Origin of the sequence: Alistipes sp. AM16-43 (assembly GCF_003435745.1) — a bacterium.
In the GTDB taxonomy this organism is placed as follows: Bacteria; Bacteroidota; Bacteroidia; order Bacteroidales; family Rikenellaceae; genus Alistipes; species Alistipes onderdonkii.
The window spans coordinates 1-15,809 of record NZ_QTUQ01000004.1 but is presented as its reverse complement, the minus strand read 5'-3'; the positions used below and the strand labels follow the sequence as shown (position 1 = coordinate 15,809).

Below are 15,809 nucleotides of genomic sequence, written 5' to 3'. Positions count from 1 at the left end.
TACGAAACATTTCTTGTATTCAGTTTTTCACGCTTTTGTGGATGCAAAAGACACGCAAAAGTCGGACGGGTTCAAGACCGGATTGCGTCCGATTCCGTGCGGGATAAAGGCCGGGATGTTTAAAACGCCCCGAACCCGATCTGGCTGTCGTCGCTGAGATTTGTCTTTTTCAGCTGGGCTTCGACTTTTTTCAGGATCTCGTCGTATTTCTGCTCCGAAAGCCAGGGCTTCATCGTTTGGTTCAATTTCTCCATTTTTTCGACGTGCGGATCCAGTATCTCATGTTTTTGCGCATAGGTTTCGGCTTTCATGAGTTCTCTCAGCAGGAGTGCAGGCTGCAGGGCGCGCTGCAAATCGTCCTTCATCTCTTTGGGCAGGCTCCGGGCTTTGTCTTTGGGCAGGCTTGCGTACATGAGGAGCCCCAGGCTGACCTCCCTCGCAAATTTTTTATACACCTTCTGAAATCGGTCACTCCGCGCGTTGATGGTAAACGCCATGTCGTCCAACTGTTTTTCGATCTGTGCCATCTTCTGTTCGACTGCGGAGTAGCTGCTGAACATTTTTTCTTTTTCGGCTTCCACCGATCTCTCCACCTCGGCAAACGATTCCTGCAATGCACGGAATTCTTCCGGCATTTCGGCTCCTGCGCCGTTCTCTTCATAATCGGCGATGGTCTCCTTCAGTGAATCGATCCGCTCCTGCGGCACTTGTCCGCAGGCCATCAAAGTCAGCAGACATCCGGATAATAACCATTTCTTCATCATTTTTTTCAGTTTAATCATTTATCAGATAAAGATCGGGAATAGTTTTCGATATTCGGTTATCCAAAACGCTCATAAAGTTGTCTTGCGGGATATGTTCCAGGAGATAGAGGAACTGGGCGCCGGAGCAGAACGACATGATCCGGGCTGCCCATTCCTGTAAATGCGAAAACAACAACCTGCGGCCCGGATATCTCCGTTCCGCCGTCGTTGTTTTCACGGGTATTACGTGGCCTGCGGCCGCTTGTCATTTGTTACTTTTTCACTTTCGGCGCAAGCATCATGTTCATCTTCTTGCCGTCGAGCCGGGGCATCGCCTCCACTTTGGCGAACTCTTCGAGATCGGTGGCAAAGCGCAGCAGCAGGATTTCGCCCTGCTCCTTGAAGACGATCGAACGGCCGCGGAAGAAGACGTAAGCCTTGACTTTGGCCCCCTCCTTGAGGAAGTTCTGCGCGTGCTTGAGTTTGAAATTGTAGTCGTGGTCGTCGGTCTGGGGCCCGAAGCGGATCTCCTTCACGACCACTTTCGTCTGATTGGCCTTCAGTTCCTTGGCTTTCTTCTTTTGCTGGTAAAGGAATTTCTGGTAATCGTCGATGCGGCATACGGGGGGCTCGGCCTTCGGAGAGATCTCGATCAGGTCGAGTTCCAGTTCGTCGGCGAGTTTGAGCGCATCGCGGATCGGCAGAACCTGCGGCTGGCCGACGTTGTCGCCGACCACACGCACTTCCGGAGCCGTGATCTCGTTGTTGATCCGGTGGGGGTTCTCCTTGACGGGCGGACGGCGCCCGAAGCGGTTGTTGGCATTGGCTGCCGGTTTCGGTCTGTTATTCCCGGGGGTAAACGGCCTCGGCGGGAATGGTTTCGGTGCTGCGATAGTTGTACGTATTAGTTAAGTTAATAATGTGTTCTTTTATTTCTTTTCCAGTTTGTTGGCGTCGATCTCCTCTTTGACCAGTCCGGCGATCAGGTCGCGGAACGCTTCCATCGTCATCTGGCCCTTGTCGCCCTCGCCTTGTGCGCGAACGGATACGAGGCCCTCGGCCTCTTCCTTCTCGCCGACGATCAGTAGGTAGGGGACGCGTTTCAGTTCGTTGTCGCGGATCTTGCGGCCGATCTTCTCGTTGCGGTCGTCGACTTCGGTGCGGACGTCGTTGCGGTTCAGGTATTCGGCCACCTTCTGCGCATAATCGTTGAACTTCTCCGAGATCGGGAGTACCACGACCTGCTGGGGCGAGAGCCACAGCGGGAATTTGCCGCCCGTGTGCTCGAGCAGCACGGCCACGAAACGCTCCATCGAGCCGAACGGCGCACGGTGGATCATGATCGGGCGGTGCAGTTTGTCGTCGGCGCCCTTGTACGTCAGGTCGAAACGCTCCGGCAGGTTGTAGTCCACCTGGATGGTGCCCAGCTGCCATTTGCGGCCGATGGCATCCTTGACCATGAAGTCCAGCTTCGGGCCGTAGAATGCGGCTTCGCCCAGCTCCACGACGGTCGTGAGCCCTTTCTCCCTGGCTGCCTGCATGATGGCGCTCTCAGCCTTCTCCCAGTTCTCGTCCGAACCGATGTACTTCTCCTTGTTATTGGGGTCGCGGAGCGAAATCTGTGCCGTATAGTTGTCGAACTTCAGCGTCTTGAAGATGTAAAGCACGATGTCGATCACGCGCTCGAACTCTTCGAGCAGCTGGTCGGGACGTACGAACAGGTGAGCGTCGTCCTGCGTGAACCCGCGTACGCGCGTCAGCCCGTGCAGCTCGCCCGACTGCTCGTAGCGGTAGACGGTGCCGAACTCCGCCAGGCGGACGGGCAGCTCCTTGTACGAGCGGGGCTTCGAACGGTAGATTTCGCAGTGGTGCGGGCAGTTCATCGGTTTGAGCAGGTATTCTTCGCCCTCGATCGGAGTGTGGATCGGCTGGAACGAGTCCTTGCCGTATTTGGCGTAGTGGCCCGAGGTCACGTACAATTCCTTGTTGCCGATATGCGGGGTAATCACCTGCTGGTAGCCGTATTCCTTCTGCACGCCCCGCAGGAACTGCTCCAGACGGTCGCGCAGTGCGGCACCTTTGGGCAGCCACAGGGGCAGGCCCTGTCCCACGCGCTGCGAGAAACAGAACAGTTCGAGGTCTTTGCCCAGCTTGCGGTGGTCGCGCTTCTTGGCCTCCTCCATCATCACGAGGTATTCGTCGAGCATCGACTTCTTGGGGAACGAGATGCCGTAGATGCGGGTCAGCATCTTGTTCTTCTCGTTGCCGCGCCAGTATGCCCCGGCTACCGAAGTCAGTTTCAGGGCCTTGATGTAGCCCGTGTTGGGGATGTGCGGCCCCCGGCAGAGGTCGGTGAACGCACCGTTGGTATAGAATGAGATGGTGCCGTCCTGCAAGTCCGTAATCAGTTCTACCTTGTACTGGTCGCCCTTCTCGGTGAAGGTCTTGAGTGCTTCGGTCTTGGGGACTTCGCGGCGGATGAGCTGCTCCTTGTTGCGGGAAAGCTCCTGCATCTTCTGCTCGATTTTGGGCAGGTCGGCCTCGGTGATCGGCGTCGGCGAATCGACGTCGTAGTAGAAGCCGTTTTCGATGGCCGGGCCGATACCGAACTTGATGCCCGGGTAGAGTGCCTCGAGGGCTTCGGCCAGCAGGTGGGACGAGGTGTGCCAGAAGGCGTGCTTGCCCTCTTCGTCCTCCCATTTGTAGAATTTGACCGAGGCGTCCTCCTCGATCGGGCGCATCATGTCCACGGTTGCGCCGTTTACCGAGGCCGCCAGGGAGTCAGCAGCTAAACGAGGGCTGATGCTCTCTGCGATTTGGAAGGCAGTCGTCCCTTTGGCGAACTCCCTCACCGAACCGTCGGGAAAAGTGATTTTGATCATAAAAAATTTATAAAGTTAAGTTTTCGGGGCCTTCGGCGCTTCCACAATTACGAGACGGAATACGCTTCCGGGTTGCCCGGTGTTTATCGTTTTTTCTCTTCCGGCTGCCGCGCTGTGCGTGCTGCCGTGCCTTTGCCCGTCGTGTTTCCGGCCTGTGTTTCTCCGGCCTGTGTTTCTCCGACCGCCGGCCCTGCAATCCCCGCGTCTTTGGCCGCCGTGTTCCCGGTCTGTGTCTCTCCGGTTCGTGTTTCTTCGGCCGCCTGTTTCCCGGCTCCCGCATCTTTGGCCGCAGCGTTTACAGCCTCCTGTCCGCGGCGCCCTTCCCGGATCATCGCCGTCCCGGCGCCGATACCCAGCAGTACGGTCAGTTCCCCGGATGCCAGCTTCCAGAACTCCGTGTCGCCGAAAAAGTAATCGCAGAGCCATGCTCCTCCGAGCAATACCCATATGGCCACGAACCCGGCCCCGACGCGGATCTTTTTCAGCGGCGTCATAACTAATCCTCCCGTTCGGTCTGCGGCAGGTCTTTGACCGAGATGTCGCGGCCGCCTTTTTCGCGTTCGGCGCGCTGCAACGGGTTGCGGCTCCATTCCGCCCAGGCGCGCCGGTGCTCCACGATGTCGATGGCGGCGTAGATCGCCGACCGCATCGACTGCGCATCGGCCTTGTCCTGCCCCGCGATGTCGTAGGCCGTGCCGTGGTCGGGCGACGTGCGTACCTTGGCGAGCCCCGCCGTGAAGTTCACGCCATCGGGCGAGAGCGTCTTGAACGGCGCCAGCCCTTGGTCGTGGTACATGGCCAGGATGCCGTCGTACTTGGCGTATCCGCCCCCGGCGAACAGCCCGTCGGCCGCAAAGGGGCCGAATGCCAGCACGCCTTGTCTGAATGCCTCGACGATGGCCGGGCGGATGATCTCCTGTTCCTCGTGTCCGAGCAGCCCGCCGTCCCCGGCGTGGGGGTTGAGCGCCATCACGGCGATGCGCGGCTCGACGATGCCGAAATCCTCGATGAGCGAGCGGCGCAGCGTGTGCAGGTCGTGCACGATCTTCTCCCTGGAAATGCTGCGGCTGATCTCCGACACGGGGATATGCTTGGTGACCAGTCCTACGCGCAGCACGTCGCTGCACAGGATCATCATCGGCTCCCCGCCCAGCTCCGCCCCGAAGAATTCGGTGTGGCCCGTGTAGCTGAAATCCTCGCCCTGCACGCTCTCCTTGTTGAAGGGTGCCGTGACGATGGCGTCGAGCGTCCCCTCCTTCAAATCCTGCGTCGCCGTGCGCAGCGCTTCGACCGCCGCGCGTCCGGCCTGGGGCGAAGCCTTGCCCGGCTCCGGCTGCCCGGCCTCCCCGCATGCGACCAGGTTGGCCTTGCCGCGGCGGGCGTCGCGTGCCGCGGGCACGGTGTTGAACGCCACCGGTTCGGTGTCGCCCAGCGTATTTCGGTAATAGGCCGCCGCCGCGGGCGAACCGTAGACGACGGGCGTGAAGAGCTCCGTCATGCGCGGGTCGGAAAGGGCCTTGAGGATCACCTCCCAGCCGATGCCGTTCGGATCTCCCTGCGTGATGCCTATTTTGAGTTTGCATTCAGACATAGATACATATATTTCAACTTACAAAGATACATATTATTCAGAATTGGCAATGCGCCGGATCGAATTTAAATGAAATTTTGCATTCCTGCGGCCCGGAATGTTTTGCGGATGGGCTTATTTTTCCTACCTTTGTCTTATGCAGCCTGTTAGGGTTGCCGACATATTCGGATAAAGGCGCATCGGCTTTTTTCTTACCATCGGAAATTGGACACTTTCGTGTAGCGTAAGGAACAAAGGTTGATGCTCTCGCTGTTTTTCGGCGTGGGCATTGGCCGCATTCTACGTTACAGGTCGTCCAATACCTCGATGGTGGATTCGGTATCTTTGCCCGCGCTTTTTTCCGAGCAACAGCTCTGAAAGATGGAACCTTGCGCAAAAAAAATTACACGGAAAAACAACCCGATCCTGGTCGCCGCGGTTTTCCGGCTGATGTTCGAGACCCTTTGGATTCCGCCCTACGACCGCCGCAGAAGCAATGCCCTGGTCGCGGATTTCGACCTCTGCGCCCGTTCCGCGGTGACACGGCTGGCTGCTACCGACCTTGCTGCCGCCTCGGGGATCGAGCTGGACGAAATGCGCTATGCCGTGGAGTGCCTCCTGCGGAGCATCGAACGGCTCGATGCGGCGCGCCTTCTGCCGCCCGAGCGGTGTGCCGAAGCCCTGGAATCGGTGCGCCGCATTGTTGCCGGGCTGCGTGAACGGTGTGCCGACCCGGTGTGAGATGTCGAATGCGTGGTATGGTTTCCGGTGTCCTGCTTTGCCCTCCCGTAACCGGGACGGGCGGCTCTTGTTAACCCGATAATAATTGAAATGCAATGATGAAAAAAGGTTTGTTCATGCTTTTGTCGGGCCTGCTTGCATTTTCCGCCGCCAAAGCGCAGGAACCCCCGAAAGGGCCGGAGGCCCCGGTTGCGGGGCAGCAGTTGGTGCGGCTGTCGAAAATCACGGTCGATCCGGCGCGCCTGGCCGGCTATAACGCTTTTTTACAGGAGGAGATCGAGGCTTCGCTGCGTCTCGAACCCGGCGTGTTGGCGCTCTATGCCGTCGCGGCGAAGGAGGCGCCCGGGCAGGTGACGATCCTGGAGATTTATGTCGACCGTGCGGCCTATGAAAGCCATATCACGACGCCCCATTTCCGGAAATACAAGGAGGGCACCCTCGATATGGTGCTTTCGCTCGAACTCGTCGATGTCGTTCCGCTTATGCCCGGTTTGGAGTTGCGGCAGACGGTCGGTACCCGGTAAATAGCGGTGCCGCCTGTCTGTCCGTGGCCCCACCCGTCGATTTCAGGTTTTTCCCGTCGTCTGCGTTATGACGGGAATTGCCCTTTTCTGTTTGCGGCTCCGTCCTTCTGTTTTTTGCTCCTTTACGCCTGTCCCGGGCCCCCGGTGCCTGCCTGCCGCCGGAATTCGGCGCAGACGATCCCCGTCGCCATCGCCACGTTGAGCGATTCCGAACCCCGCCGGTCGGCCGGGTAAGGCGGGATGAACAATTTGCGGGTGACGGTCGCGGCCGCGGCGTCCGAAATGCCGCGCCCCTCGTTGCCCATGACGACGATCCCTGCCTCCGGGAGCGACGCCCCGTAGATGTTCTCCCCCTCCAGGAAAGTCCCGCACACCGGCAGCCCGGCGTCCGCGGCTCGGCGCAGGAACCCTCCCAGGTCGGTGTAGTGCACCCTGACGCGGAGTATGGCGCCCATCGTGGCCTGCACGACCTTGGGGTTGAAACAGTCGGCCGAGGCCTCCGAGCAGACGATGTCCGTGATGCCGAACCAGTCGGCCAGCCGGACGATCGTGCCCAGGTTGCCCGGGTTCTGGACGTCGTCGAGCGCCAGCGTCAGCCGTCCCGCGAGAGCCCGCATATCCAGTCCGTAATGCGGTATTTCGACCAGCGCCAGCGAGTTGGAGGCTGTTTTCAGCAGCGACAGCCGCTCCATCTCCTTCGTGCCGACGACCTCGACTTCCGGCCCTGCGAACAGGCCCTCCAGGGCGAATATCTTGCGTACCACGAGGTGCGACGTGCGCAGCTCGCCGATGAGTTTCTCCCCTTCGGCGACGAACAGTCCGTGCTCCGTGCGCCCGCGTTTGCCGGCCAGCGCGCGGACGAGTTGTATGTCGGCTTTTGTCATCGTTGTTTTTCTAAGGTGAACGTCACCCCTTCGGTGGCAGGGTAGGTTTCGGGGAAGATCGCACGGGCCTCTTCGACCAGCATGTTTTCATCCTTGTAGCGCGACGAGTAATGCCCGATCACCAGCCGCTTCGCCCCGGCTTTCAGGGCTGCCTTGGCCGCGTCGGCCGCCGTCGAGTGTCCGCGCTCCCGGGCCGCCTTCTGCTCTGCCGCGGCGTAGGTCGCCTCGTGGTACATCAGATCGGCGCCTGCGGCCAGCGCTGCGGCCTTGGCCGAAAAGTTGGTGTCCGACAGGTAGGCGTACGACCGGGGGGCGTAGGGACGGTAGGTCAGTTCCCCGTTGGGGATCACCTCTCCCGTGGAGAGCGTGACGTCCTCGCCCCGCTTTGCGGCGGTGATCTGTGCGACCGAAAGCCCGTATTTCGTAATCTTGAACTTGTCGACGTTCAGCGCCGGCTCCTTTTCGCGGAAAAGGAACCCCGCCGTCGGCACGCGGTGGCGCAGCGGTATGCTCCACACCTCCAGCGTACGGTTTTCCATCAGCAGCGCATGCTTGGTCGTGTCGACCTCCGTCCATACGACCGGGTAGGGCAGTTCGCTGTCGAAATATTTGAGGTGGCAGGCCAGAATCTCGCCCATCGGTGCCGGTGCGAATACCCGCAGCGGGGTCTTGCGGCCGTAGAGCGCCAGCGTCGAGATCAGCGGGAACAGCCCGAATACATGGTCGCCGTGCAGGTGCGAGATGAACACGGCACGCAGCCTGAGCGGGTTGATGCCGTAACGGATCAACTGTTGCTGTACCCCTTCGCCCGCATCGACCAGGTAGTACTGCTCGTGCACGTTGACCACCTGCGCCGACGGATGCCGGCTCAGGGTGGGCTTCGCGGAGGAAGACCCCAGTATGGTGACGCTGAAACTCATGCGTTTTTAGTTGGCCCGGCTTAACAGGAAACGCTCGCAGTCGATGGCCGCGATGCAGCCCGAAGCGGCCGCCGTGACGGCCTGCCGGTAGTGCGGGTCGCGGACGTCGCCCGCGGCGAAGACGCCTTCGATGTTGGTTATCGACGTGCCCGGTTCGACCTTGATGTAGCCTTCGGCGTCGAGCTGCAACTGGTCGCGGAACAACTCCGTGTTGGGGTGGTGCCCGATGGCCAGGAAGAAGCCCGAGATGTCGATCTTCACCTCCTTGCCGTCGTTGCAACGCAGCAGTGCGCCCGTCACGCCCGACTCGTCGCCCAGTACCTCGGCGGTGTTGTGGTTGAATATCACCTCGATGTTGGGGGTGCTGAACACCCGCTGCTGCATCGCCTTCGAGGCGCGCAGGTGGGGTTTGCGCACGATCATGTAGACCTTGCGGCAGATCGAGGCGAGGTAGGTGGCCTCCTCGCAGGCGGTGTCGCCGCCGCCGACCACGGCTACGTCCTTTTTGCGGTAGAAGAAGCCGTCGCAGGTGGCGCAGGCGCTCACGCCCATGCCGCGGAATTTTGTCTCCGAGGGGAGCCCCAGGTATCTGGCCGAGGCGCCCGTGGCGATGATCAGGGTTTCGGCCCTGATCTCCGTCTGGCCGTCGATTACCACGTGGAACGGCCGCGACGAGAGGTCTACGCGCGTGGCGGTGCCCGTGCGGATCTCGGCGCCGAAGCGCTCGGCCTGGCGCCGCATGTCGGCCATCATCTGCTGGCCGCTGACCCCGTCGGGGTAGCCCGGGAAATTCTCCACGTCGGTCGTCGTCGTGAGCTGCCCGCCCGGTTCGATGCCCTCGTAGAGCACGGGCTGGAGGTTTGCACGCGACGTATAGATGGCGGCCGTGTATCCTGCGGGGCCGCTGCCGATAATCAGGCATTTGATCGTTTCTTCCATGACTTGTAATTTTTTGTATTTGTTATCGTGATTATATGCTCCGAAGTCCCGCCGGTCGCCTTTTCCGGTTGTGCCGGGCAGCGCCCCTCCGGGCCGGGTTTGCCAATGCAGCCGGAAGGCGCCGATAACGGCGAAATATCTAATATTGCCGTTGTCACCTGCAAATTTCAGGCCCGCAGGGCTCCGGGACTTCCGTCCGGAACTCCGTGAGGCGGCGTCCCAGGTAGTCGAACAGCGCCCAGTGCCCGTTGTTGCGCACATGCACCACGCTGGCGGCGGGGTCGTAGTCGACGATTTCGTATTCGGGAGGTATGACGTAACAGCCCCGGCGGTCGATCAGCCCCATCCCCGTCTGCGTCTGTACCTCGGCGCGGCCTTCGCGGAAATCGCCCGCCCAGACGAACTGCGCCGGGATCACCGGGTTGTTGTCCGTATCCACGAACCCGAATCCGTTGTCGTCCTCCACGCACACCAGCCCTTCGAATACGTGGCTCGTCCAGCGGTGCCCGGTCAGGCTGCGCAGCGGGTTGTAGGGTGCTGTGACGTCGTTGGCCGTCTGGCGGGGCGCGGGTGCCTCGGCGATCCTGTGCCGGAGTGCGGCGAATGCCTCCCTGTCACCCGTGCCGAGCTCCGCCGTGCCGATGCGGGCATCGTAATAGCGTATCGGGATGAACCGTCCCCGGTGCCAGCGGAGGTTCGTTTCCTTGAGGTTGTTGTGTGTGAATTCCAGCTCCCCGAGCGCCGCCTGCAATGTGTCGAGCGCCGCAAGCAGCGTCGCCTTGTCCTCGGCGAGCAGCGCTTCGGCGAACTCCCGCCCCGCAGGCAGGTGCTGCAACACCAGGTCTGTGTGCCGTTCCGCGCCCGTGGCGTCGTGCCAGCGCATTTCGCCCGGCAGTATGCGGCATTCCGCCAGGTAGCCGGTGTTGAGTTTGCGCAGCGCCGAGACCGTGCGTTCGATCCGGGGCATGGCCGACGGGTTGAGGGGCATGGCGACGAGCCACCGCTCGCCCCGCCATTCGACTTCCGCCTCGGCGAAACGCGTCGTGCGCACCAGGCGCGGTATGCCGTTGGGTTCCGTAACGGGGCGGGCGTCGGCGAGCGTCGCCAGCGACAGGTCGGGCGTCAGCAGTGCCCGGGAGAAATGTTGCAGGGTCACTATCATCTCTATTCGGTTTTGACGCTGATGGAACCTATGTTGAGCATGGCGACCAGCTGGGCCGCCGAGGCGTTGTAGCTCATGCCGCGGAAGGGCGGGATCGCACCCGGGCCCTTGGCTTCGCGGATGGCCTCGTTGAAGACCGCGGGCATTTCGCTCGAACAGTCGTAGAGCAGCGAGGCATACCGGTTGGTGTACCGGGCTTCGTGCGCCTCGGGGAAGAATACCGGACGTTCGGTATCCCCGGCGGCGATATGGATATTGATCAACAGGACGTTGCCGTCGACGGTGCCCAGCGCCTTGATCTGGTCGCAGACCGTGCGCAGCTCCTCGTTGTCGCAGTCCGTGGCCTCGCCGTCGGTGATGTTGAAGACCACGGGAGGGAAACTTTCGGCGTTGGCCGTGCGGGAAGTCCATCCGGCGGCTATGTCCCTCACGCGGCGCAGTGCCTCGCACATCGGCGTCTGCCCGGCCGACAGGGGCTTGATCCACGCCGGTGCGGGGATCTCCCGCAGGGCGATGCTGCCGTCGGGAAGCCGGTGTTCGATCACCTCCGTGTGCACCGGCATCTCCTGTGCCGCCAGGGCGCTGACAGGCACCAGATCCTCGCCTCCGGGCAGCAGCGAGCGTACCTCGTCGTCACCCGAATAACCGACCACGGCGATGTCGTAATAGTCGCGTACGCCGTCGCTGCGGCGTGCCCGTTCGACAAGCTCGAACAGCAGGTCGTTGGTGATGGTTGCAACCGCTTCGGCCTTGGTCATGCAGCGTCCCCGGAAGAGGATGCTTTCGGCCATCGACCCCGAGCCGTCTATGGCCAGGATGAATGCCGTGCGGTGGTTGCGTGTGATGCTCTGTGTATACATGTTGCGTCTATTTAAGTCCCCGGACGGAGTAGTAGTCGTCGCGTACTTCCCCTTCGTCGTCGCTGTCGAGGCCGTAGCTGACCGCCATGTCGAGCGAGCAGTCGCGGTCGCGGTCGGCGTCGGTCGTACGGCGCATCGTCGCGCGGGCGTTGCGCCCCGCCGCGATGGCCTCTTCTATCTCCGCCACGGTCGGGATGTGTCCCAGCAGCGATGCGTAGACCCCTTCGGCCCAGCTGTGGGCGTAGTCGTCGTAGTGGACGGAAAAGACCCTGAAACGGTTGTCCACCTCTTCGGGCGAGGTCAGTTCGCCGTGGTCTATGGCATCGAGGATGGCCTCGACTTCGCGTTTGGTGATATACTGCCCGGCGATGTCGAGCCAGCGGCCGCTGCCGTCGTAGCGTTCCGCCGATTCTCCCCGGTCGAGCATCGCGCCCAGCGCCGCCACGATGAAGCGGTTGTAGAGTCCGATGCCCCGTTTGAGGGCCGCCGCGCGGATGATCGCCTTCTGGTGGACGTACGTCGGGGCGTCGGGGTCTTCCTCTGCGATCGCGTGGAGCGTATCCACGGCCCTGAGCATTCCCGAGGTGATATAAGGGTTGTATTCTTCGAAGTTGATGACGTCGCGCCGTATGGTGCGGCGGTCGCGTGCCGGCCATTTCTCGATGTCGCGCACGGCTCCGTAGCTGGTGAGGTTCGCCCCGGGCATGAGCACCGAACGCCCCTCCTTTTCGATCAGGTATGAGTAGGGGAAGGCCGACGTGTCGTGGTGGAACGAGTGGTGCCCCATGATCATCGTGAAAGCCCCTTCCAGCGCAGGGGACATGATGTAGGCGCCGCTGGCGAACTTGCAGCCCCTGAGGTGCACCGCCTGGTGCACGGCGCCGCTCTTGAACAGGTGGTTGCTCTGGTTCGAGCCGCTGCCCGCGTTGAAAAACGAGAACATGCCCGCGATGAGCAGCGACGACTTGTGGTGCGAGACGGTGTAGGGCCCCGCGAAGATCGAGGCGGCTTCGCCGTTCTCGCAGTGCGAATTGGCGAAGAACAGCGATTCGGCCGCCGTGAAGGCCTTGTCCAGCCGGCAGCTTTCGCCCACGAAACAGCGTTCGACGATCGAGCCGTTGTCGATCCGGGCGTTTTCCGCGGCGATGAAGTCGTAGGCCTTGACATCCACGCCGATGTGCGCGCCGTCGCAGACCGTGCCGTTTTCGAGCAGGGAGGCGCCGTCGACGGTGACGTTGTCGCCGATGCGGACTTCGCGGATGAACCTGGCGCCGACGATGCGGCTGTCCTTGCCGACGCTCCCCGTCTGCGAGGCGCGGGTTTCGGTATAGTCGTCGACCATCTTTTCCAGGGCCGCCATGGTCTGCGGGCGGTGCCGGTAGACGGCCATCAGATAGGCTGCCTGCGCCGAAAGGCGGTCGTAAATCTTCACCGTGCGCCCGCCGCATTCGTTCATCGTCGCCACGCCCACGCCGTTCCCGAACGTGCTCCTGCGGCGGCATTCGAGTGCCGTGACCCCTTCGACGAGCGCCCCTTCGCCGAGGTGGTAGTTGCACACCCGCGAACGGATGATGCGTGCTCCGGAGCCGACCACGACCTTGCCTTCCAGGTGGCTTTGCAGCAACTGGAAGGGGGTGAAATCGTCGGCGACCGAGACCTGCGACCACGCTTCGGCCGAGGAGCCGAGCGACTCGACCGCGGCGATTTCCGCCGGTGTCATATTTCTGAATTGGGGCATCACAATCGTATTTAGCAGATGCAAATATAACGAATTGCGGCTAAATTTCAAACTCGCGCCCTGCGCGGTCGATTTCCAGCCGCCTGCCGTCACGGATGACCTCCGCACGGCCGTTGCGGAAGGGTTTTACGGCTTCGTACCCCGCACATCGTATCCGGGTGCGCCCTTCGGTGTCGATGTAGTGCCAAGCCTGGCCCACCCTGACGGCGGCAAGCCCTTCGGTAAAGTCGAATCCGCAGTCGTAGAGCGGCGGTATGACGATCCGCTCCGGTGTCCTGTAACCCCACAGGCCGTTCCCGACGAACAGCTCCGGCGAAACTGCGCCGCCGTCGTTCCGTACGTCTCCGTCTTTGCCCGCAAACAACTCTCCGCCGCTTGTGTCCCCGTCTGTGTGCTTGTCCCTGCCGTACCCTGTATTCCCGGTTATACCTCTTGTGCCTCCGCCTGTGTGCTTGTCCGCGCCGCACCCTGTATTTCCGGCTGGATACCTCTCTGCGCCGCCGTCCGTGTCCCCGCTTTTGTCCCCGCCCGTATTCCCGGTTGTCTCTTCGCCTTCTCTCCCGCCGCACGGGGGCCCGCCAGTGCGTGCGGCCCATGCCAGCAACTCCGGCAGCCCGAACAAACGGGGCGTGGGTGCATACAGCAACCGTGCGATGCGGTACTGCACGGCCAGCCCTTCGCGTTCGAAAAGCGCGATGGCCTCGCGGAGCGCCTCGTCGGTGCGGATCTGCTGCGGGGAGAAGAGCAGCCCGTCGGCATCGGGGTAGCGTACGTACAGGGCAGGGTCGAGCGCCAGCGCATGGAGGGCCGTCGAGATCAGCGCCGCGGGATAGTCGTCGAGCGAGGCATTGAAGTCGCGGATCGTCCGTGCGGGGTGTTGGAAGGCTGCGGTACCCAGTTCGGGGCTCGCCTCTCCGGCGAATGCCGGCAGGTACATGGCATCGAGGTCGATCAGGTGCAGCCTCCCTGAGGGATCCACGACGATATTTTCGGGCTTGAGGTCTCCGTGCGCCCAGTCGTCCGACGTAAGCCCTGCGGCCAGGCGGTCGAACGCCGCGGCCAGTTGCCGCAGCCGTGCTGTGTCTTCTGCTGCGGCCGCTTCTGCGACTGCTTCGTGGAGCGTCGTTCCCTCGATCCAGTCGCCCAGCACGACGTCGACCCAAACCCCGCTCCGGGGCGAATCGTAGAGGTACAGCTCCTGGGGCAGCAGCCGCTCGCCGTAAATTTCCGCCAGGTGGCGCGGCGGGTGCATGTAGCAGCGCAGCGAGCGGATGCGTCCTTCGTGGCGGACACGGAAGACGATGGCGCTGTTGCCTACGGTGTAACACATGCGGCCCCGGCTGTCACGGCATACCTCCATGCCGCCCAGGGTTTTTGTCAATCCGTGGGTGTCGGCCAGTGTCGTGAGGTATTGTCGCAGCGTAAACACGGGTTATTGGTTGCGGATGGGGTTGCCGGGGATAGGGACGGGGATGCCGGAGGGCAGGATACGGCGGCAAAGGCGAAGCCGCGAGCCGGCTTCGCCTGAGGTTGCGTTCCGCAGGCTGCTTTTGAAATCGACGTTTTCCACCTCCCGCCCCGACAGGTCGTGGACGGTGCCGCTGCCGATCATCGTCGTAAGTTGGGTCAGGGTCATAGCCGTACAGGATCAGGGTTTAAAAAAGCGGGGCTTTCCAGTCCCGCTTCGTGTTCGTTAATGGCAGTCGCAGTGGCCGTCCCCATGGTCGCACCCGCCGCCGCAGTCATCCCCGCAGTCGCCGCATGAACAGCCGCCCTGCAAGTCTTCGGGCGTTACGTCGCGCACTGATACGACCTCGACGTCGAAATTGAGCGTCTTGCCCGCCATCGGGTGGTTGAAGTCCATCTTCACGGTTTCGTCACCGACTTCCTTGACGATACCCATCATGCGGTTGCCCTGGTTGTCGCTCATCGGCACCTGCGAACCCACGAAGAGGATGTCTTCGGCCAGTTTGCCGTCGACCATGAATATATTTTTCGGCAGGTCTACCACGGCATCGGCGATCAGCTCGCCGTAGCCGTCCTTGGGCTCGAGGGTGAACGAGACGGCCTCGCCGATCTCCTTGCCCAGGATTGCCTCCTCGAATTTGGGAAGCAGCATGCCTGTCCCGAAGATGAATTCGAGCGGCTGTCCCGGGCGCGACTGGTCTGCGATTTGTCCGTCGACAGTGAGCTTGTAGTCCACGCCGACCATTTTGTTCTGTTCTACTTTCATTGTAATCTGATTAGGATTTATTGCATGTAATTGATTGGCAAAGATAGAAATTAAGTTCCGGATTTGCAATTACTGCGGAATTTATCTGGTTTTATGGAAGCTTATCTCCCTATTATGCTAAAATCGTGCAAAAAAAAAAATTATTTTCCGCTTCTGTTGCTTTCGGCCCGTTTCGTCGGGTCTGCCCGGGTGAAATGCCGGGGCCGGATACGTGCCGCAATGCTTACGGTGCCGGCAGGGCTGTTTTTCGCGGGGTGCCTCGGCGGAAGCCTGCGCGTCCCCGTCTTCCGTATCGCCGGTTTTGCGGATGCGGGCTGTCGGAAAAATCCCCGGAATACAAACGGGTTCCGGGGATTTACAAAGCAATGCTGTAACTGAATAAGTTACGGCGTTGTTTTTTTATGAGGTAATGATTTAGAAACGCAAGTTTTGAATAAACTTACATCGAGGTTCATCCTGTCAAACAACTCTATACAAATATACGAAATATCTGATAAAAAAGCAAATAGGATTTTTATCACCTTATTTGCCGATTTATGGCGGACATCAGCGTCACCGCGGTGTCCCGTCCTGAAAAAGGTTTACAGTGATTGATAATTAAAGATAAACATTT

The 15,809-nt window shown here is 61.0% G+C and carries 16 protein-coding genes; 2 read left to right on the top strand and 14 right to left on the bottom strand.

Annotated elements, in window-relative coordinates; all coding sequences use genetic code 11:
• Window positions 1-119: 119 nt before the first annotated feature.
• From DW189_RS08650 to pdxA, 5 genes are all read right to left on the bottom strand, one after another.
• On the bottom strand, window positions 120-764 hold the full coding sequence (locus tag DW189_RS08650) for a hypothetical protein (protein ID WP_141417826.1): 645 nt from the start codon (window positions 762-764) through the stop codon (window positions 120-122).
• 251 nt (window positions 765-1,015) lie between these two features.
• On the bottom strand, window positions 1,016-1,636 hold the full coding sequence (gene infC / locus DW189_RS08645; RefSeq protein WP_082426582.1) for a translation initiation factor IF-3: 621 nt from the start codon (window positions 1,634-1,636) through the stop codon (window positions 1,016-1,018).
• 36 nt (window positions 1,637-1,672) lie between these two features.
• Complete coding sequence (thrS, locus tag DW189_RS08640; RefSeq protein WP_117507575.1) at window positions 1,673-3,625, bottom strand: threonine--tRNA ligase; 1,953 nt, start codon at window positions 3,623-3,625, stop codon at window positions 1,673-1,675.
• 83 nt (window positions 3,626-3,708) lie between these two features.
• Window positions 3,709-4,119, bottom strand: a complete 411-nt coding sequence (locus DW189_RS08635; protein ID WP_117507573.1) for a hypothetical protein — start codon at window positions 4,117-4,119, stop codon at window positions 3,709-3,711.
• 2 nt (window positions 4,120-4,121) lie between these two features.
• A complete protein-coding gene (gene pdxA, locus DW189_RS08630) occupies window positions 4,122-5,216 on the bottom strand; it encodes a 4-hydroxythreonine-4-phosphate dehydrogenase PdxA (RefSeq protein ID WP_117507571.1) in 1,095 nt (364 codons plus the stop codon).
• 360 nt (window positions 5,217-5,576) lie between these two features.
• Between pdxA and DW189_RS08625 the strand changes: the two genes are divergently transcribed.
• Both DW189_RS08625 and DW189_RS08620 read left to right on the top strand, forming a co-directional pair.
• Window positions 5,577-5,936 (top strand): hypothetical protein, encoded by a 360-nt coding sequence (locus DW189_RS08625; RefSeq protein WP_117507569.1) that lies wholly within the window; start codon window positions 5,577-5,579, stop codon window positions 5,934-5,936.
• 95 nt (window positions 5,937-6,031) lie between these two features.
• Window positions 6,032-6,460 (top strand): putative quinol monooxygenase, encoded by a 429-nt coding sequence (locus DW189_RS08620; protein ID WP_117507568.1) that lies wholly within the window; start codon window positions 6,032-6,034, stop codon window positions 6,458-6,460.
• A 122-nt stretch (window positions 6,461-6,582) separates the two neighbouring features.
• On the opposite strand, the gene DW189_RS08615 is transcribed toward DW189_RS08620, so the two are convergent.
• The 9 genes from DW189_RS08615 to DW189_RS08575 all read right to left on the bottom strand — a co-directional run bounded on the left by DW189_RS08615 (window position 6,583) and on the right by DW189_RS08575 (window position 15,196).
• Window positions 6,583-7,344 carry an RNA methyltransferase gene (locus tag DW189_RS08615; RefSeq protein WP_117507566.1) on the bottom strand — a complete coding sequence of 254 codons (762 nt, stop codon included), beginning with the start codon at window positions 7,342-7,344 and terminating at the stop codon, window positions 6,583-6,585.
• A complete protein-coding gene (locus DW189_RS08610) occupies window positions 7,341-8,264 on the bottom strand; it encodes a ribonuclease Z (protein WP_087403110.1) in 924 nt (307 codons plus the stop codon). Before DW189_RS08610 ends, DW189_RS08615 begins: the two co-directional genes overlap by 4 nt.
• Window positions 8,265-8,270: 6 nt before the next feature.
• Window positions 8,271-9,203: a thioredoxin-disulfide reductase gene (trxB, locus tag DW189_RS08605; RefSeq protein ID WP_087403112.1), complete on the bottom strand. Its 933-nt coding sequence runs from the start codon at window positions 9,201-9,203 to the stop codon at window positions 8,271-8,273.
• Between the two features lie 154 nt (window positions 9,204-9,357).
• Window positions 9,358-10,365 (bottom strand): WG repeat-containing protein, encoded by a 1,008-nt coding sequence (locus DW189_RS08600; RefSeq protein WP_117507564.1) that lies wholly within the window; start codon window positions 10,363-10,365, stop codon window positions 9,358-9,360.
• Window positions 10,366-10,367: 2 nt separating this feature from the next.
• On the bottom strand, window positions 10,368-11,225 hold the full coding sequence (locus DW189_RS08595) for a vWA domain-containing protein (RefSeq protein ID WP_032135394.1): 858 nt from the start codon (window positions 11,223-11,225) through the stop codon (window positions 10,368-10,370).
• Window positions 11,226-11,232: 7 nt separating this feature from the next.
• Window positions 11,233-12,963 carry a DUF4954 family protein gene (locus tag DW189_RS08590; protein WP_117507562.1) on the bottom strand — a complete coding sequence of 577 codons (1,731 nt, stop codon included), beginning with the start codon at window positions 12,961-12,963 and terminating at the stop codon, window positions 11,233-11,235.
• Between the two features lie 40 nt (window positions 12,964-13,003).
• A complete protein-coding gene (locus tag DW189_RS08585) occupies window positions 13,004-14,392 on the bottom strand; it encodes a WG repeat-containing protein (protein ID WP_117507560.1) in 1,389 nt (462 codons plus the stop codon).
• Between the two features lie 3 nt (window positions 14,393-14,395).
• Entirely contained in the window at window positions 14,396-14,599 is a 204-nt protein-coding gene (locus DW189_RS08580) for a hypothetical protein (protein ID WP_117507558.1), read from the bottom strand.
• 57 nt (window positions 14,600-14,656) lie between these two features.
• Complete coding sequence (locus DW189_RS08575; RefSeq protein WP_055202593.1) at window positions 14,657-15,196, bottom strand: peptidylprolyl isomerase; 540 nt, start codon at window positions 15,194-15,196, stop codon at window positions 14,657-14,659.
• Window positions 15,197-15,809 lie beyond the last annotated feature (613 nt).